This window comes from Pontibacter korlensis, assembly GCF_000973725.1.
Lineage (GTDB): Bacteria > Bacteroidota > Bacteroidia > Cytophagales > Hymenobacteraceae > Pontibacter > Pontibacter korlensis.
Map to the genome: position 1 here is coordinate 2,153,635 of NZ_CP009621.1, position 17,709 is coordinate 2,171,343.

A 17,709-nucleotide genomic window follows, 5' to 3' on the forward strand; every position below is an offset into this window, starting at 1 on the left:
AGAGGCTTTTCGGTGGTCACGAAGGGAGTCGAACCCCTAACCTTCTGATTCGTAGTTTTATCTAAGTACTATATAGTAAATTACAGATGTTTGGAAATGTTTGGTTCTGAGCAATAGAGGCGGTTTTTACCTCTTGTTAGTAACAGTCGTTTCTTGACATTCTAGCGAAATGTATGCAAATTGTATGTACATCGTATGTACATCAAATGGTGAAAAGTATGAAGCAAAAAGTCTCTACTGCCATCATTCTTGACACACGCAGACCGCATAGTGATGGCCTCTATCCCGTAAAGCTAAGGATCACCTACCAGCGTAAGCAAAAGTACTACCCGGTTATTAACGAGAGGGGGGAGCCCTACCGTTACACCTTAGCTGAGTTCGAGAAAATACGAAGCCCAAAGGCTCGCGGCGGCTATAAAGAAGCTAGCCTCAGCCTGGACAAAGCTGAACACGCAGCACTAGAGGTGATCGAGAAGCTGCCGGTCTTCAGCTTTGAGGCTTTCGAGAGCAGGTATGTGACAGATTATAAGAAGGGAGATGTATTTGCCGCATATCGATACAAGATTGCGGAAATCAAAAAAGAGGGACGGGCTGGAACAGCAAGTAACTATGAATGCTCCTATAAGTCTCTGCTCGAATTTTGTAAAAATAAGCCCCTGCCGTTCACTTCGGTTACAAAAACCTTCCTGCAGACATACGAGAAATGGATGGTGGGATCTGGTAAATCTTTGACTACCGTCGGCATATATCTACGCCCCCTGCGTGCCGTCTTCAATGACGCCATAGCATCTGGAGAAGTTAGTCCTGAAATGTATCCTTTTGGCAAAAGAAAGTACACTATTCCGGCCAGCCGCAATGTGAAGAAGGCGCTTACCTTAAGTGACATTGAGAAGATCGTTACCTATGAACCAAAGCATGACGGAGAGGCCAAAGCAAGGGACTTGTGGTTTTTCTCCTACCTGTGCAACGGTATCAATGTGAAGGACATGGCTCGCTTAAGGTATGAGAATATTACAGGCGACGAAATTACCTTTGTTAGGGCAAAGACGGAGCGAACGAACAGGCAAAATATAAAACCTATCGTTGCTGTCCTCACCCCTGAGATGAAGCAAATTATTAAGCGCTGGGGGAACAAACCTGCTAAGAGCGATAGCTATGTTTTCCCGATCTTAAAGAAGGGACTTTCTCCGGAGGAAGAGCTGGCTCAGGTGCGATACGCAACGAAGGCCATAAACAAGTACATTAAAAGGATAGCTGCAGAAGTAGGCATAGAAAAGAACGTGTCTACCTATACCGCGCGCCATTCTTTCTCAACTGTACTCAAACGCTCAGGTGCCTCAATGGAGCTTATATCAGAGTCTCTCGGGCACAGCGATATGAAAACAACCGAGAGCTATCTGGACAGCTTTGAAAGCGACCTTAAGAAGCGTTTTGCAGAGCAGCTTACAGCTTTTAGGAAGGATAAGGAAGAGGCCGAGATAGAATAAGTAGGGATGGGAGATTTTGCCTGTCATCAGCCTGAATACTACTAAAGAGCAAAAGAGGCTATAGATTATTGCTTTTTGGTGATACTAAAAAACCCAGGGCGAACCATCACAAAAGGGACAAGTTCGACCTGGGTAAATTTATCCTGAGTACCCTTTACAGAAAGTTAGTCGTCAATCTGATCACTACTTTGTTCTACTAAAGGCTCAGTGTCAGGATAGTCAATATCAGCTAAAAGTATCTTCTCCGTAACATTATACAGCCATAGTTCAAAGTCCAGCGTTAGCCAAACTGCAAATTTGAAAGCTAATGCCCTATGCATCCAAATGCTATATCCGGAGCTCCAGTACTCCTTGACTAAAACAGGGCTTCCTGTTTCCTCGCTCAACCTATCCATAAATGCTATGACTTGTTTGTCTTCGATGAAGTCATTGATATTTTTTTCTGGATAATCTCTTGCCATTAATGTGGCATTTACCATCTGTTCTTCATTCAAGCTAAGGAGAAGCCCTCTAGAGTCACCATCTGGATAAAACCCGATATAGTTAGAATCATATACTTGTACGCCAAGGCTTTTCATGTTTTCCTCCTTTCTTTTTATGTGAATGATAGGTGATAACACTGGCATAAGCCTAATAATAAATACTAGTGTCTGTACCCGTCTTAAGTCAACTACTGCAAGAGACATTCAAGCAGCCTCTAGTTGATAGAAGTAGTCTCGAGCGCTGATGATTTAGCTCCGGTTACAGTTTATGGATGTTGCTTGCTACTTGACCTACTTAAAGAATTATTCTTCAGTCTGAAGAACCAAATTATCTTCCCATTTAAGGTTATGTTCATCCGATAATATTTTCTCTGCTTGCTTATACACCCATAGTTCAAAACTTGGATTCAGCCATGCGGCATATTTCAATGCCAATATCTTATGCATCCAGGTTTCAGAACCAAGACCCCAGTTTCTCTTAACCAAGGCTGGACCGAATATATCACTACTCAGCTCATGCATGAAATCCTTGACATTTTCTTTCTTTATGAAGTCATGGATTTTTTTATCTTTAAATCTACGCTCCATAAAACCAGCCTCTACCATATCCTCTTCGACTAGGCAAAATGGAATTTCACCATATGTATTACTCACACTAATTTTGAAATCGTTGATATCATCCTGGCGCACATTAAGTTCGTTCATGTTATCCTCCTTTCTTTTGTGTGAATGATAAATTAATGACTTTGTCTGGTAGTAAATTTTTATTACTCATACCCAATTGGATTCAGTTCCTGTGAGTTAGACACAGGCAGCCATTAGCAGTTGAAATGCTCATGGGCATTAGTACTTCAGCTTCAATCTCGGCTTATAGATGTTGCTCGACCTTTGGCTAATTTGTTGGAGTGGGAGGAGCCTGTGCTGGTCTTAGCAAAAGTAGCGGCCTTAGGGGAAGCCAATGGGTATCCGTTTGGCCTGAAACTGAAAAATCGTTCGTTGTTTGATACCAGTTATTCAAAGTTAACTGGCTGACTCGGTTTCCGATAACTACTAATGATTCGTTTATCATACGCCTCTCTCATTTGGTACGACACAAAGTTAATAAGGAAGCCAGCCGGATTATTTGCGATTTATTTGCAGCTTTTTTGCAGGAAATTTTTACCGTTCTCTCTTAAGTAAAGAGAAATGAGAAAACTGCCGCCAGGGAAAGCGAACAATGTCTGAGCATACCGGGAAGAGGCAAGCTAGATGGTTTCTGCAAGCTTGCAAGCCTGGTTAAATATCCTTTTAATCGCTTCGAAGGGAGGTAAGTAGCTATGGTTATTGTGGCGTATATGGGCTAGTAAAATGGCTGGCTATGCCACACTCATATCATACTCCTTAAATCTGGCCTCAGCCTGCTCCATCACCTCGTCCAGAATTTCCTGCAGCTCGTCTTTTACCTTGAAGCGCAGCACCTTTTTCACGGCTAGCTGTAGCTGAGCTTTGGTGTCGTCTTTCTTATACCAGTCGGGTTGGGAGGCGCTTTTCTTCACCTCAGCCAGAATCTTCTGCACCAGTTCTTTGATCAGGTCGAAGTCCTGCACGGCGTTGGGGTGCTTGGCTAGGATCTCGTAAAAAGCTTCTTCCTCTTCCGTAATCCCTAGCTGGTTGCGGCGCTCGTCTTCCTCCTGCATGTGCTTGGCCACCTCGCGCAGCTTTTCCATAGCCACCAGGCTGTCGAAGAAGTGGTTGTGGTAATCTGAGATGATGCGTTCTACTTCCTCTTTCAGCTTCCTGTACTTCACCAGGTTCTTCATGGAGCGCACTTTTATCTCGTCGTTCATGATTTGGCGCAGAAGCTCCAGTTTTAGCTCGTTACCTGTCTTCTGCTCTTTGGCGGTAGCCAGGAAGTCGTCGTTGATGATGGAGATGTCGAAGCGCTCGATGCCGGCCATCTGAAACACGTCCACCACCTCTTCGCTCTCGATGCTGCGGTGGATCAGGTCTTTTATCTTATCCTGCTTTTTCTTGATGTTAGTGCTTGGGTACTTCACTTTACGTACCGCTGCACCCACGTGCTGGAAGAAGATCAGGTCTAGCGCTATGTCGTTTATGCTTTCATGGCTTTTGATGATAGGGGCGAGGCTGCTGAGCTTCTTCTCGTTCAGCATAAAAGCTTTACACAGCTCATCATCGGAGACAAAGTGATTAGTTGCCTGACTTACCAACTTGATCTTATCTGGCCCGGTTAAGGCAGGCCAGGTAGTGTAGTTTAAACCTTCTGGGAGTTGCTCCTTCAGTAGCTCGACTACTTCCTGGGCAAGCGAGAAAGCTTCTTCTATATCCACGGTTACTCTGCCTGAGCCGCCTGCCGAAGTATACTTCTTCGTCGCATCACGCAACCTGTCACCGATGCCGATGTAGTCGACGATCAGGCCACTGGGCTTGTCGCGGAACACGGTGGCGACGCGGTTAACGGCCTGTATCAGGTTGTGGCCGCTCATCACTTTGTCGACATACAAGGTATGCATGGCGGGGTTGTCGAAGCCGGTGAGCCACATGTCGCGTACGATCACGAGTTTCAGCGGATCGTCCGGGTCTTTGAAGCGGGCTTTTACCTCTTCCATCTGCTCTTTGGTGCGCACGTGCGGGTTCCAGGTAACCGGATCTTTGGCGATGTTGGTCGTCATGATCACGGCTACTTCGGGGCAGCCATCCAATGCCGTTAAAGCATCATAGAGCTTCACGCAGTTGCGGCGGCTCATGCACACGATCATGGCTTTGCCTTCCATTCTCGCTCCCTGCGTAGTGCGGGAGGTATAGTGCTGCAGGATGTCGCGGGCGATGGCTTCTACGCGCTCTTTGGCTCCGGCAGCGTCTTCCATGGCGGCCCAGAGTATCTTGTTCTTGTCGCTTTCTTCCAGACCACTGGTTATCTCTTCGGCTTCATCTTCCAGCTGCGCATTGCCCAGGTGCAGCTTGGCCAGGCGAGGTTCGTAGTAGATCGGTACCACGGCTTTGTCTTCGGTGGCCTGGCGGATGTCGTAGGTATGGATGATGTCGCCGAACACGGCTACGGTGTCGGCGTCTTTGCTGTCGACGGGCGTGCCGGTGAAGCCGATGAAGGAGGCTTGCGGCAAGGCGCGGCGCAGGTTGTTGGCAAAGCCCTGCACCAAGCCATACTGGGTGCGGTGGCACTCGTCTGCAATCACGATGATGTTGTCGCGGGTGCTCAGCACGGGGTGCTCCAGCTCGCGGCCGGTGGCGGTTTCTTTCAGGTTAAACTTCTGCACGGTGCTGAACACCACGCCGCCGCCATCGCCACTCAAGAGGGCGCGTAGCTCGTCGGTGGTGTTGGCAATCTGCACATCACCTACCAGGTCTTTGGCGGCCACAAAATCGTCGAAGAGCTGGCGGTTGAGGTCGAAGCGGTCTACCTGCACCACAATGGTTGGGTTCTTCAGCTCTTGCAGCTGGCGCAGGATACCGGTGTAAATGGCCATGGTAATGCTTTTGCCGGAGCGGGTGGTGTGCCATACTACGCCAATGCGGCCGTCGCCGTAGGGGCGCACGCTCTTCAGGGTTTCCTGCAGAGCATACTGTATGCCGAAGAACTGGTGGTACTTGGCGCCTTTCTTGATCAGATGGCCCTTGTCGAGCTCGTGGAAGATGTAGTGGCGCACGTATTGCAAAAGTCGCTTGGGCACGAGCAAACCTTTGATGAGTGTTTCGAGTGCGAATCCGTTTGGGATCACCGTGATCCCATCTATACTTTTCCAGGCGGCGAACCACTCCAGACCGCTGCTGTACATGCCGTGCAGGGTGGTCTGGCCGTCGCTGACCACCGTGAGGGCGTTGTACTCGAAGAGCTGCGGAATCTGGTAGGTATAGTGCTGCACCTGGTTGTAAGCGGCTTCTACGGTGGCGTCCTGGCTGAAGAGGTTCTTGAACTCGAAGAGCACCAGCGGCAGGCCGTTCACGAAAATGATCAGGTCGGGGATGCGCTTGCTTTTGCCGACGATGGTAAACTGGTTGACCACCCGAAACTCATTTTGCTGCACATCATCGTAGGCGATGGGGTAGAAGTGGCCGAAATGCTGCTTGCCGGTTTCGTCTTTCCAGGTTTTGCTGATGCCTTTGCTGAGTTTGAGGTGGAAGGCGTGGTTGCGCTGGTGCAGATCGGCGCCGGGGTTGTAGAGGAACTCCTGCTTCAGCTCGGCCAGCACTTTTTGCGGCACCTGCGGGTAGCGGCGCTGCAGAAAAGCCTCAAACACGTCTTCGAGCACAGCCTTACTCAGGTCGCGCTTTATCTCGGAGCCGTGTTTATAGGTATAGTGCTCCTGTTCGCGCAGCCAGGCAATGGCCGCCTGCTCAATGGCTTCTTCAGCTAAGTACTGGCTCATGCAGCTCTTCCGGTTTGGTTTGCATTACATCAATTTCTCCCGAAATGAGTTTGGGAAGAAGCGTATCGCGGAGTTGGGTAAGCGTATTAATCTCAGAACTTAAATGGATAACCTTATTAAATAATGGATCTATAAGATTATAGAAAGCTTCTAACTTATCTTCAGTTGGTATGATAACCTTAAAAGTATCTATATCAGATTTTCCTAAATGAATAACTGTTGTACCTACTTTTGCAGCTTCAAAGAACTTCAGATGTGGCTTTATAGATTCAAAAATAAAGTAGCTGTGAATTGAGCTATTTAATGGTTTAAAATAACAAACTCGCTGATTTAAGTATGCTTTTTCACCTTGCCATATACACGGACTGAACTCTGCGTCCATACCAACTATGATATCACCCTTATTGATGATCGTAGCTTTTTTATGGTTTTCAGTTGTATAGTATTGAGGTTTAAAATTCTTTAGATCTCTAATTCTAATTAGAGGCAGACCTTCTCCTTTTTCATTGAATTTTTTTGATGAAAAAGCTGCACCGTAAATAACATCTGCTATTTGATAAATACTTCCTACTCGCCATCCCTCCGGCAGATTCTCTTCATCAATACCATCCACGAAATACTGCCGGAAGAGCGTTTGCGCCATTTGCTCCAGTGTTTGGTTCATGCGGCGGTTCAGCTCTATTTTGTCATCTATACTTTTAAGAATCTCACCAATTCTTTTCTGAACTTCAATTTCAGGTATAGTTATTTCGATAGAGTTTATAGCTGCACTATTCAGACTTGCTCTGGTCGTCATAGTTGCGTGCATTCCAATCTGATTTCTGATGTGGGTTGTTCGGAAGTAGTAGCCAATGAAGACTGGATCTATCTCAACTGAAACTTTATCCTTCAGGCGCAAGCGTTTCGTAAAGCCATTGAAAGTAGCATTTTCATAGTCCTTGAGTGCAACTGCACTCATACCCAACTCATGCATTGTTTCGCTGGTTCGTGTCAGGAAAATATCTCCACGCTTTACAGAGCAGGAGGTTCTTTCCTTATCTGTTGTGTTTGCTAAGCTTTCAAGTTCTGTAGGTATGAAGAAGTTGTAGAAGACATCTTTAAACGTCACGAAAGGGTGGCCAAAGCCAAACTCACTTCTTGACTTTGATAAGCCAGAAGCAACGCTGTAAAGATTGCCTACTTTATAGGTTTTAAAAGAAGCCATAATTAGTTCTTACTTAATAGAAAGCCAAGTACATTATCTACACTATTCTTGAAGACGAAATACTCGTCTTTTGTGATAGAGCTAGCTACTCTAATGTTATTACCTGAGTGCGATATTGGGTTATTATTACGTCTATCAAATAATGTAGCAATCTTTATAACTTCATTATTCTCTACACCTTCAGCTGTAAGGAATGAACGAACATCTGATACATCGTACCCCTTTATATCTTTACATTCAAGTAGACTACAAATAAGATGAATCTCATTTAATAGCAGGTTTAGGCTTATAGAGTAGTTGCTGATTCTTTCATAGTGAGTCCTTAACCTTATCTGTTCGATAAGACTGATTTCATTTTTAAACCTCTTTAACTTTGCGAATTCTATCTTGTAGTAGCCAGGCAGCTTATTATTTACTACTTTTTTAGCTTTGATTTCATTGAAAATGTCCTTTATCTGGTTATCACTATAAAGTTTAGACACCAGTTTTTTATTGTTGAAACCAGTCTGACACAAATAATTGATGATAAGATCTCTATCAAAAGTAGTGAGGTGTGATTTTGACACAAGGAAATTTTCAAATTCACCAGTAGCTTTATTGGAGAGCGCTAGAATAACAATCAGTGGCTTGGTTTTCAACCTAAACAAATCATAATTAAAGTCTGTAAATATTGCGTCTAATTTTTTTATGTTTTGTGGCGACTGCAGGAAAGTACGAACCTTGTCATCGTAAATATCATTCAAATAGGTCAAATCAATCTCGTGCTTACCTTCTACAACTTTTAATAAATCTAAAGCCTTTATTCTATCTAATGTATCTATGATTAGTTGACCTTTGTCAGGTATACTTGTGCCATTGTTAGCATTTGGCTCTGGGTACTCTGGAGAAGAAGATTCAACTAAGTTCTTAAGTATGTTGAAGTCTTTCTTTTCATTTAAATCAAAAATTTCAGTTTTAGAATTAAATCGCAGATTTAGATTTTTATAAAACTTATCTGAAATCAGATTTAGTAAATCATAAATGAACTTACTTTCTTTTAATGAATGCGCTTTAGCTTCATCTTTAGGAGAAAAAAAATCAAGCGATATATGTATGTCATCAACATATCGAATGATTTTATATTCTTTAAGAAAGTTAGGATATAACCTCTTTATCTCGTTGATAGAATCTTCTATATACAAATCGCCTAAAGTCAAGTATAAATACCCTATAAAGCTTGAGATGACGTTATTATCACTTTGGGGTAAACAGTCTCTATCTTCATTAAGAAACCTAAAGTAGAAGTCTATCAAGTCTACAGTTGATTTATCAAAATTGTATAGCTGTTTATCACTAAATTTTACTCTTTCTAACATTTCTGTTAGTAGTTTATGCATTGATATGTTATCAAAATAGTTTTGGATATCTACCTTTATAACTGATCTATTTGCATTCTTCTTTATTTCTTGGTCTAATTTTTCTTTGAATTTCTTGTAGCTACTGTAGTAGGTTGTAGACGTTGGATTTACGTGCAGTTTATCTTTTTCAAATGTTAAATTGCCTCCATAAAAGCAATGATGATTCTTTCTGGAATAATCTGCTAAAAACTGTTGAGACACCTTTAGTAAATATATACCAACAGCATAGTAAAATACTTGCATAGGGTATCCAAAGAAAAAGTATCTTCTTAGACCAATTCCATCTTTGGGTAGAGTATACTTGTAGAAAAAGAATTCTTTTTCAAGAGCGTAAAAGAAATTGTTCTGAACTTTTTCTTTGAAGTAAGTCTTAGTAGCAACCTGTTTCGTCTTGCTCTGTATAGATTCGAAATAGAAAAAATTTAAGGTATTATAATATCTGTTTGTTTTCTTGTTGCTGATTTGGAAATCCAGAAGCCTTTTTGCTTCTAACCATAATTCATAGTCAATGAAATATCCAAACTGAAGTTTTTTTAAGTTGCCCATAGCCTGTATACATTTTTGTTGTTCATGCTACTCAATTGCTATGAGCAGTATGTGTTTATATGATTGTTGAAGGTTAGAAATTCTTTTTATTGACAGGTATGAATATATATCTATTGTTAATCCCAACTCTAAGAATTCTGTAATTCTCTATAATCCCTGCCTTCATTAAATACATTTTAATATCTAAGTAAGAATTGCCAGTGATAGGGTCTTTATCTATAGGAGGTGGCCAAACTGGCTCTCCTTCTGTATCTTCATACATACAAGAATATTCATAATCTTCCTTTTCCCATTTCAGAGCCTTGTTGATTTCATCTTCTGTGTATGGAGGGCCATATTCATTTGCCTTAAACCAGTAGAGAATTTGTCTATATCTCTGATGCCTTTCTTCTTGTTTATCTAAGGTATCCATTGTACCTGGTGGAATCTTAAAAAACTCTTTTGATGATTCTAGAGCTTTTCTTCCCTCATCACTATAATAATCAATAGGGTATATGGGCAAATTATTTACTAAGCACACAGTTTCAAAATACTTAGCAACTTCAATTTCCTCTTTTGAAAAAGGAGCAAGTTCATTCAACTCCTGCACAGAAAGCCTTCTCTTTTTACTGATTTTTGTTTTTTTTGTAGTATTGTTAAAGAGTGAAAGAAACAGAATCAAGCAGGTTATTATATCTATTACTACCCAAATTGTTTTGCCAAAAGGAAGGGGGAATATAGGGTTGAATACTATGATAATTGCTATGTAAGCATAAGTGAAAAATGGTTCTTGAGAGTCATTATCATAATCTTTAATTAGACTGCCAATTGCTGCTCCTATAACTATTATCCTTAAAGGAAGATAGTATCCGATTGGTAGATTTAATGTTCCTAGTAATAATGCTAGGCAAGCAATTACTTTGAAATTATTCAATGTTAATTTCATAAACTAAAGGGTGTATTATACTATCTCTTACAACCCAAACCCAATCCCCTCCAGATTCTCCCGAATCCGCTTCTCCAGCAGGGCGCTTTCTTCAAACTGAGCGGCCAGTTCGGTGGTCAGCAGCTTCATCTTCTCTTCAAACGGCACGCCGTCGTCTTCCTCGGCTTCGGAGCCCACGTAGCGGCCCGGCGAGAGCACGTAGTTGTTGGCGGCCACCTCGGTTAAGGTAGCGGCCTTGCAGAAGCCTTCGGTGTCGGTATAGCTGCCGCCGATGTTGCGCCAGGTATGGTAAGTGTCGGCAATGCGGGCCACGTCGGCATCTTCGAACACACGCAGGCGTCGGCTGGCCATGGTGCCCAGTTTGCGAGCATCTATAAAGAGGATCTCGTTTTTGCGCTCGCGGTGCTCGCCGTCGCGGCCGTCACGGTTCTTGCTCAAAATAAAGATACAGGCTGGTATGCCGGTGGTCAGGAACAGCTTGTCGGGCATCTGCACAATGCAGTCTACCATGCCTTGCTGTATCATGTGCTCGCGCACGTTCTTTTCGCCGGCGCTTCCGGTAGTCATGGCGCCGTTAGCCATCACCACGCCTGCCGTGCCGCGCTCCGAGAGGTGGTGCCACAGCGTCTGGAACCACATGTAGTTGGCATTGCCGGGAGTGGTAAAAGTATCTTTGGCCCCGAAGAGGCGCGGGTCGTTGTCGGGCAGCAGTTCGGGGTGCCAGTTACTGATGTTGAACGGCGGGTTCATGAGGGCGTAGTCGGCCTTCAGGTCGGGGAAGCGGTCCTGCAGCAGCGAGTCGCCCAGCTTTACGTCGAAGGAGAGGTTGCGCAGCAGCAGGTTCATTTTGCAGAGGCGCAGCGTGCCTTCGTAGCGCTCCTGCCCGTAAATGGAGATGTCGTTTTTGTCGCCGCCGTGCGCCTGCAGAAACTTGAGGCTCTGCACAAACATACCACCCGAACCGCAGGCCAGGTCCATGATGCGGCCCTTGAGCGGCTCCAACATCTCCACAAGCAGACGCACCACCGAGCCCGGCGTAAAAAACTGCCCAGCCCCGGAGCCTTCGGCCATGGCAAACTTGCCAATGTAGTACTCATACACGCGGCCGTAGATGTCGGATTCGGGGTTATTGATCTCAGAGAACTTCTCTTTGGAGAACAAGTTAATGAGCCCGGCCACCTGCGTAGGGGAGAGCTGGCTTTTCACGAAGATCGGCTCCAGAACGCCTTTGTAGTCGGGGTTGCGCTTGCTCAGGATCTCGTCGATGAGCACAAAAGCCTGGTCCACCTTCACCTTGATGTCGTCCTGCTCGGCGTTCTCGCGCAGGTATTCCCAGGTTGCTTCCTTCGGCAGGCGGTATACGTTCTTTACCTGGTACTCCAGCTCATCTTCCAGCACTTCGGTCTGCTGGTGCTTTTCAATGCTATAGTAGTCGCTTTTAGGGTCTGCAAAAGACTGTTCTATCTCTTGCTTTCGTATCTCAAATCGCTCTGAAAGGTGCTTTAAAAACAGCAGCGAGAGTACGTAATCTTTGTACTGGTTCTCGGCAACAGCGCCACGCAGTTCGTTGGCAGCATTCCAGAGTTCGTTTTCAAAATCTATATCCGCTTTGGGTGCAGCGGCAGGGGTATTATTCTTGGCCATGTAAGGGTGTACTCGTAGTTTAAACAAAGTTCAAGATACAGAAAACTGTATAATATTTAGGGTTATATATATACTTTTTTAGATGATGTAGGTGTTGAGAACAGTACTTCAGGTGCTAAGAAGCCGGGGCGAACACTTGAACAGTTAACAAGGGATCTTTTATATGAAAGGTTATCATACTGTGGTAACTACACATGTATTTTTTTCAGGCGAGTTTACCCTGTTTATTGATTGCTCGTCTAATTCGGCCCACCATAAACTTGTAGCTACTACCGAATATTACCGATTAACAATATTTAATAAACCTTTGTACTGGAAGAATCATTGATCCCCCTTCTATATAAATGCCCAGAAATAGTTTTTGAGTAAAGGTGCCGCTGGTTGGAAGGGGAGGAGTGCGCCCATTGGGCAGACACAGATGAGGGAAAGTGGACTTTACAGCAACAGGAGCCTCCTGAGGCACTGAGAAGAAGCAATAGTGAGAGCGCTTGCAGAGCAGTCGTCTACAAGAGAGCATAATGATGCTTTCTCCTTTCTATGGGCGCAAAGGATCATGTGCCTGGGAAGACTAATCAGCCTCTAATCCCTGCTTTAATAAAGCGCTTGTGAGGGCTTAATTGCTGTTTAATCTTTTCGAGTGGTAATCCCTGGCGCCAGCCCTTCGGCCTTTTGTTTAGAGGGCTGGGGTGTATTCAAAAAAAGGTGTCCGAAAACACGCCTTACTTACGCTCTCCTGAGGCCGGTCCTCGTACAGGGAAAACTGTATTCAGATAACCACTAGTTTATTTGAATACTTTTGCTATATTAGTCCCATGTTCAGAACTTCTCACGTCAACACCAAAATGACTGCTATGAACAAAGTTGCTATACTGGTCAGGGTATCCAAGGCAGACCAGAGCTACGACAGGCAGGTGTCGGAGCTCACGGAGTACGCCGCCTCACAGGAGTATGAGGTCATAGAGCTTATTACCGAAACCGTCTCAGGGGCTAAAAAGAACACCGAGCGCAAGGGCATTCAGCGCCTGCTCAGGCTGGCAGAAGGCAGGAAGATCAACAAGGTGCTGGTGCACGAGGTGACCAGGCTGGGGCGGGACACGGCACAGGTGCTGGCCACGCTGGAAGCCCTGCACGCGCTCCAGGTCAGCGTGGTGGTGAAGAACTACAGTATAGAGACGCTCAACCCTGACGGCACGGTGAACGCCATGGCCCAGTTCCTGCTCACCATCCTGGCAGACATCGGACGCATGGAGCGCATCACCCTGATCGAGCGGGTGAAGTCGGGGCTGGAGGAGGCCAGGCGCAGAGGCAAGGCATTGGGCAGGCCGCAGGGGAGCACCAAGGACATCGTCAGGTCGCACCCGAAGGTGGTCCGCTACCTCCGGGCGGGGCAGTCTATCCGGGAGACGGCCAAGCTCTGCGGGGTGGGGGTGAGCACCGTGCAGCGTGTAAAGAAGGCGCTGGTGGGCGAAAGAAGCTCCTCTCCTCCAGTGAAGGTTTCATAAGCACCGGAAGGCAGAGGCTGTCAGGAGTACATCCCGTGCTCGATGCACACCAGCACGTTTAACACCCGCTTTCTTCTTTCCGGGGTGTCCAGCCAGTCAATGGGCTTCTCTTTCCCTAAGGCCGTGTTCCTGGTGTTGAGCCACCTCTGAAAAGCGTCCTCGTCCTCGAATACCTCTATTCCTTTTATTGTTATGGGATCCTCCATCTCTTGATGTTGAGTTTGAGGTTTAGTCTTCAAGCCTGGTCCCGAAGGGGCGGCAATGAGCGCCTTCAGGGAAAAGCCGAGGCCACGGTGCAGGCTGCGGATCATCTCCAGAGTCAGCGGGCGCTTACCGTCCAGCACCTCCGTGACGCTTTCCCTGCTGCCTATGTAGGGCACCAGGTCCTCGTGCCGGAGCCCCAACTCCTCCATGCGGACCTTGATGTACTCCACCGGGTCAGGTCCGTCGATGGGGTAATGCTCCTCCTCGTACCTGCTGACGAGCATGGAGAGGATCTCCAGCCTGTCTCCGTCAGGTGTGCCTGGCACAGCGCCCCACAGCGCTTTGATCTGCCTGAGCGCGTCCTGGTAATCGTCTTCGTTGCGGATGAGTCTTAATTCCATAGCTAAATATCCTAAATCACCTGTTATACGACAAATCCTTAGAGTTCTTTATCTAAGCGCGACTGGTACCAGAGTGCGTTTCAGGCAACTGCAGCGGAACATGGTTTGGAGGAACCTCTTTGCTGCAGGTTCCCCCCTCCCTTAGAAAAAAACGTCCGGGGTACCCGTTTAAGGGCGTAAGGGCGTGTATAACACCGGCCCGTTTTAAGCTTTTTGAGCGGAGCGCGTTGTATAAAGAGCAAACGCGGCGTAGCCAAAGTATGGCTTTTACGCCTTGTGCGCGCCCTGCATGGCGCGAGTAACATTTCGAAAAGAATACCTCAGGTTATCCAGAGGGGGCAAATCCCTTAGCAGTAAGTTGGTCTGCGAAGGTTCCACATGGTGGTGGAGGACCAAGCGTCAAGTTGCCCGAAATCCGATTAGGAGGCTCAGACGGTGGAGTTCGCTAGCCTTATCCCAAACTAGGGCGAGGGCGCGGCTGGTGTAATGGGCGGCTGTGCTATCCTTGACGAACCGCCCTGTACGCGACCCGTACGCAGGGTGGTGGGAGAGCCTCACCGTGGGCAATTTTGCTCACGGCGGGCTACTCGATTGTAGGATGCTATTTTTAATTTATTTCTTCGGTTAAATGAAGGTATACATCTCCTAAAATTTCAAGATGTTCGGCAGTTAAATGAAAGTATTTGGGGTTCAGATAATTTATTTCACAATTGTCGAAACCTTCTCCAATTTTAATTGAGTCCTTGATAAAGAGATAGTGGCAAATTTCTCCATCCACAAAGCTTGAGCCTAAATCTTCGATTAGGTTTTCCTTATTTTCTTGAGTCAAAGAAAAATCGAAGTTCTGGTCAACATACTTCTTTATTGCCTGTCCCTTCTTATTCTCAGGATTAGAAAGGTCATAAAATTCTGCTGGTAGATTAAATGAAAAACTAATCTTGCAATCCACCTGACAAGCGTCCACAACCGCCAATATTTTATTTAGGTATTCGTATTGAGTCAGATTCATAGTTTTAATGACCTACAACGGATTAGCACATAAGGTAAGCGAAGCGTAGCCGTAGCTTTGCTTATGTGCCTTGTTCTCGGTAGTTATTCTATCTTTTTGGTTTTATCAATAGCATACTCACTACTGCCACAAAGCAAAAGATAATTGTGAATGCAGCTGTAAAAATATAGGCAGTTCGGCTCTGGAAGTATAGCAATCCAGAAAGAACAATGATTATCGAAATCAGATGATAAAATAACCTGCCCTGCTCAATAGAATTACTTTTTCTTAAATTCTTTTGGGTAAATATTTTCCTTCCAGAAAAAGCAATTGCGAACAATGAAATGGCAGAGTAGAAGACAAATATAGTTTCCGCTGTAGCAAGAGAACCATATTTATTAGCTCCAACAAATATTGATACAATCAAGAGTCCAAGTCTGATTAAGTTATCAGCTTTACCTATACTCTTTAGTTCTTCTCTACCATATAAAATTAAGCTTTTCATACTTACAATTCCCGAGAACGTCTTTGCTATTGTGCGTTTATGCACTATAGGTTTGGTTGTACGTTCGTTCTTATTAGAGCACGTTTAGTTGTCTTAACACTGATTTTGTTATCTCTTTTCTGCAGGAGCCAAAATTAGGATTTGGCAAGTTTCTGTCTTTTATAAGTCTGGTAGCGAAGAAGTACACGTTATCTTCTTTTTCTACATAGCCAACCCACCAGCCAGTATCATTTCCGCCGTCTCTTGTCCACCCAGTTTTTGCTCTTAGGGTATAGCTATCGTTTTGCTCTTCCTTCATGATTTCCTTCAGGATTGCAAAGCTTCTTTTGGAGAAGGGCAGGCTTTCCTCATAAACACCTATGAGGGTCTCGATTTGGTTAGCGGGTGATATGGCAAATTTTCCAAAGTTCCAGAAGTCTGGATCATTAATAGAGACATCTGCATTGCCATAGTTTGACTTTGTTAGAAGATCCTTATACTTGGCCTTCCCGACCTTTTTCGCTAATTCAACATAAACCCAACCTGCTGAAAGTTTGAATGCCTCCTTTAGGCTCATGTCGTGATAGATATCTGGGCGGAAGCCGTATTTGACTGTATCAGTCTCTCCTGGCCACTTAATGATTTCGTTCTCATCAGCAATGACGCCCGTTTCTAGGGCAATTAAGGTGTTGATTATTTTAAAGGTAGACGCTGGCAGTGTGGCTACATAGCTGTCATTGACATTGCTGGACATCCACTTCTTTGCTTGATAGTCATATACGGTAATGCTCCCCTGTATATTACAATCTTGGAAAGGTGTATTTAGATCAATTTGCCCATATACTCGTGAAGTCAGGAGAAATAGAAGAAATGGTATCGCTAATCTCATTTTTTAAATGGTTTGGATGGCGTACAACGTACTGGTATAGCAGATGGTGAGGCGTCAGCCGAAGCATGACTGCTATACTTTGTTAGCTGCTGAATTTATTTCGTTTTAGTTATAGAATCTTGTTGAGCATCATAAAATCATGAGCCTATAAAAAGCTTAACAGCAACATTATGAAAATTAAACCAGCGCCAACAGATTCTACAACAGATAGGGTGTATGGCTTAACTACTCTCACCAAAAATCTGTCTAACGCTAAGATAAAAGAAACTCCAACGAGCCACCCTAAAATAACGAATGCACCCAAGCCTCCACCACCACCTGTTGTCATCATATATATTATCAATGGAACCCCAGCAATGATTGTGGCAATCCCAAGTATTGAGACAATAGTAGGTTTATCTAAAAATATGGCTAAGAATTTCTTCATTCATTTATTTGACAGCTAACGGACTTGGCCATAAGGCGGCGTAGCTGGCTTATGGGTGTGGTTAGCTTTTGTTATTTTATTGTGTCTTCAGATACTAAAGTGTTGTTCTGCCAAACTTGCTCAATCCTATAATCCTGATGATAAACTATTCTTTTCCCTTCAGAAGTATTATTCACAAGCTCTTGTTCAATGAACAGATTTCCAGTTGAGTCATACTTCTTGAACTTCCCGTTCGCTTTTCCATTAGCTAAATCGACAATGCTAAAGCCACTGTTGTCATTGTAACTTAGTGCGAAGTAGGCTTCATTGAATTTTACTTCGTTCGGTTTTGCTGATATTGCTGCTCTCCAACCTTCACTTACTGTGTTTCCAGTTTGAAAGAGAATCCTTGATGTACAGCCATTAAAAGGCTTGAACTCCTTCAAAAATTGGTAAAGTGTTTTCTCTTCAGCAAGTTCTACTGAGTATAGGTAAACATTTTCACATGGCGACATATGAGTGCATTGGCTGGGGCATTGCTCGTAGTCCAATAACACGAAGGTCGTATTCCCTATTTGTTTTTCAGTTTGAACTGCTGGTTGCTTCCAATAGGTAGAAAAATCTGTCAGGTAGTAAAATGAAATTACGATAAGAAGAACGACTCCTATTGCTAAGTATAAGTAGGTATTATTTGTTTTCTTCTTCATGATTCTAATACAAGCTAACGGCTTTGCTAAAAGGTGGCGCAGCTAACTTATAGGTTTT

At 44.6% G+C, this 17,709-nt stretch carries 15 protein-coding genes; 2 read left to right on the plus strand and 13 right to left on the minus strand.

Translation table 11 applies throughout. From position 1 onward, the window contains the following. The first annotated feature begins 218 nt into the window (after positions 1–218). Positions 219–1,487: a tyrosine-type recombinase/integrase gene (locus tag PKOR_RS09350; RefSeq protein WP_046314301.1), complete on the plus strand. Its 1,269-nt coding sequence runs from the start codon at positions 219–221 to the stop codon at positions 1,485–1,487. 164 nt (positions 1,488–1,651) lie between these two features. Here PKOR_RS09350 and PKOR_RS09355 read toward each other — a convergent pair whose 3' ends face one another. The 7 genes from PKOR_RS09355 to PKOR_RS09385 all read right to left on the minus strand — a co-directional run bounded on the left by PKOR_RS09355 (position 1,652) and on the right by PKOR_RS09385 (position 12,070). Continuing rightward, positions 1,652–2,173 (minus strand): KilA-N domain-containing protein, encoded by a 522-nt coding sequence (locus PKOR_RS09355; RefSeq protein ID WP_046310324.1) that lies wholly within the window; start codon positions 2,171–2,173, stop codon positions 1,652–1,654. A 99-nt stretch (positions 2,174–2,272) separates the two neighbouring features. Next, the gene (locus PKOR_RS09360) at positions 2,273–2,674 is read right to left on the minus strand and encodes a KilA-N domain-containing protein (protein WP_046310325.1); all 402 of its coding nucleotides are present in this window, start codon (positions 2,672–2,674) and stop codon (positions 2,273–2,275) included. Between the two features lie 650 nt (positions 2,675–3,324). Continuing rightward, positions 3,325–6,354, minus strand: coding sequence for a type I restriction endonuclease subunit R (locus PKOR_RS09365; protein ID WP_046310326.1), 3,030 nt, complete (start codon positions 6,352–6,354; stop codon positions 3,325–3,327). Beyond that, a complete protein-coding gene (locus PKOR_RS09370) occupies positions 6,335–7,558 on the minus strand; it encodes a restriction endonuclease subunit S (protein ID WP_046310327.1) in 1,224 nt (407 codons plus the stop codon). The genes PKOR_RS09365 and PKOR_RS09370 overlap by 20 nt, the downstream gene beginning before the upstream one ends. A gap of 2 nt (positions 7,559–7,560) precedes the next feature. Continuing rightward, positions 7,561–9,501, minus strand: a complete 1,941-nt coding sequence (locus PKOR_RS09375; protein ID WP_046310328.1) for an AbiA family abortive infection protein — start codon at positions 9,499–9,501, stop codon at positions 7,561–7,563. A 73-nt stretch (positions 9,502–9,574) separates the two neighbouring features. Then, positions 9,575–10,426 (minus strand): DUF6804 family protein, encoded by an 852-nt coding sequence (locus tag PKOR_RS23430; RefSeq protein WP_052738787.1) that lies wholly within the window; start codon positions 10,424–10,426, stop codon positions 9,575–9,577. A gap of 27 nt (positions 10,427–10,453) precedes the next feature. After that, a complete protein-coding gene (locus tag PKOR_RS09385; RefSeq protein ID WP_046310329.1) occupies positions 10,454–12,070 on the minus strand; it encodes a type I restriction-modification system subunit M in 1,617 nt (538 codons plus the stop codon). Between the two features lie 851 nt (positions 12,071–12,921). On the opposite strand from PKOR_RS09385, the gene PKOR_RS09390 reads away from it, so the two are divergent. Further along, positions 12,922–13,572: a recombinase family protein gene (locus PKOR_RS09390; RefSeq protein WP_046314305.1), complete on the plus strand. Its 651-nt coding sequence runs from the start codon at positions 12,922–12,924 to the stop codon at positions 13,570–13,572. Positions 13,573–13,592: 20 nt separating this feature from the next. Here the strand turns inward: PKOR_RS09390 and PKOR_RS24065 are convergent, their stop codons facing one another. From PKOR_RS24065 to PKOR_RS09420, 6 genes are all read right to left on the minus strand, one after another. Next, positions 13,593–14,177: an antitoxin Xre/MbcA/ParS toxin-binding domain-containing protein gene (locus tag PKOR_RS24065; RefSeq protein WP_071843129.1), complete on the minus strand. Its 585-nt coding sequence runs from the start codon at positions 14,175–14,177 to the stop codon at positions 13,593–13,595. A 607-nt stretch (positions 14,178–14,784) separates the two neighbouring features. Next, positions 14,785–15,186 carry a hypothetical protein gene (locus PKOR_RS09400; protein ID WP_046310331.1) on the minus strand — a complete coding sequence of 134 codons (402 nt, stop codon included), beginning with the start codon at positions 15,184–15,186 and terminating at the stop codon, positions 14,785–14,787. 88 nt (positions 15,187–15,274) lie between these two features. Beyond that, positions 15,275–15,670 (minus strand): hypothetical protein, encoded by a 396-nt coding sequence (locus tag PKOR_RS09405; RefSeq protein ID WP_046310333.1) that lies wholly within the window; start codon positions 15,668–15,670, stop codon positions 15,275–15,277. A 73-nt stretch (positions 15,671–15,743) separates the two neighbouring features. Further along, the gene (locus tag PKOR_RS09410; protein WP_046310335.1) at positions 15,744–16,538 is read right to left on the minus strand and encodes a serine hydrolase; all 795 of its coding nucleotides are present in this window, start codon (positions 16,536–16,538) and stop codon (positions 15,744–15,746) included. Between the two features lie 145 nt (positions 16,539–16,683). Next, positions 16,684–16,965, minus strand: a complete 282-nt coding sequence (locus PKOR_RS09415) for a hypothetical protein (RefSeq protein ID WP_046310337.1) — start codon at positions 16,963–16,965, stop codon at positions 16,684–16,686. Between the two features lie 71 nt (positions 16,966–17,036). Then, complete coding sequence (locus tag PKOR_RS09420) at positions 17,037–17,651, minus strand: hypothetical protein (RefSeq protein ID WP_046310338.1); 615 nt, start codon at positions 17,649–17,651, stop codon at positions 17,037–17,039. Positions 17,652–17,709: the final 58 nt, after the last annotated feature.

Coding starts and splice junctions, on each gene's coding strand:
- PKOR_RS09350 (WP_046314301.1), top strand. CDS start 219: ATGAAGCAAAAAGTCTCTACTGCCATCATTCTTGACACACGCAGACCG.
- PKOR_RS09355 (WP_046310324.1), bottom strand. CDS start 2,173: ATGTCTCTTGCAGTAGTTGACTTAAGACGGGTACAGACACTAGTATTT.
- PKOR_RS09360 (WP_046310325.1), bottom strand. CDS start 2,674: ATGAACGAACTTAATGTGCGCCAGGATGATATCAACGATTTCAAAATT.
- PKOR_RS09365 (WP_046310326.1), bottom strand. CDS start 6,354: ATGAGCCAGTACTTAGCTGAAGAAGCCATTGAGCAGGCGGCCATTGCC.
- PKOR_RS09370 (WP_046310327.1), bottom strand. CDS start 7,558: ATGGCTTCTTTTAAAACCTATAAAGTAGGCAATCTTTACAGCGTTGCT.
- PKOR_RS09375 (WP_046310328.1), bottom strand. CDS start 9,501: ATGGGCAACTTAAAAAAACTTCAGTTTGGATATTTCATTGACTATGAA.
- PKOR_RS23430 (WP_052738787.1), bottom strand. CDS start 10,426: ATGAAATTAACATTGAATAATTTCAAAGTAATTGCTTGCCTAGCATTA.
- PKOR_RS09385 (WP_046310329.1), bottom strand. CDS start 12,070: ATGGCCAAGAATAATACCCCTGCCGCTGCACCCAAAGCGGATATAGAT.
- PKOR_RS09390 (WP_046314305.1), top strand. CDS start 12,922: ATGAACAAAGTTGCTATACTGGTCAGGGTATCCAAGGCAGACCAGAGC.
- PKOR_RS24065 (WP_071843129.1), bottom strand. CDS start 14,177: ATGGAATTAAGACTCATCCGCAACGAAGACGATTACCAGGACGCGCTC.
- PKOR_RS09400 (WP_046310331.1), bottom strand. CDS start 15,186: ATGAATCTGACTCAATACGAATACCTAAATAAAATATTGGCGGTTGTG.
- PKOR_RS09405 (WP_046310333.1), bottom strand. CDS start 15,670: ATGAAAAGCTTAATTTTATATGGTAGAGAAGAACTAAAGAGTATAGGT.
- PKOR_RS09410 (WP_046310335.1), bottom strand. CDS start 16,538: ATGAGATTAGCGATACCATTTCTTCTATTTCTCCTGACTTCACGAGTA.
- PKOR_RS09415 (WP_046310337.1), bottom strand. CDS start 16,965: ATGAAGAAATTCTTAGCCATATTTTTAGATAAACCTACTATTGTCTCA.
- PKOR_RS09420 (WP_046310338.1), bottom strand. CDS start 17,651: ATGAAGAAGAAAACAAATAATACCTACTTATACTTAGCAATAGGAGTC.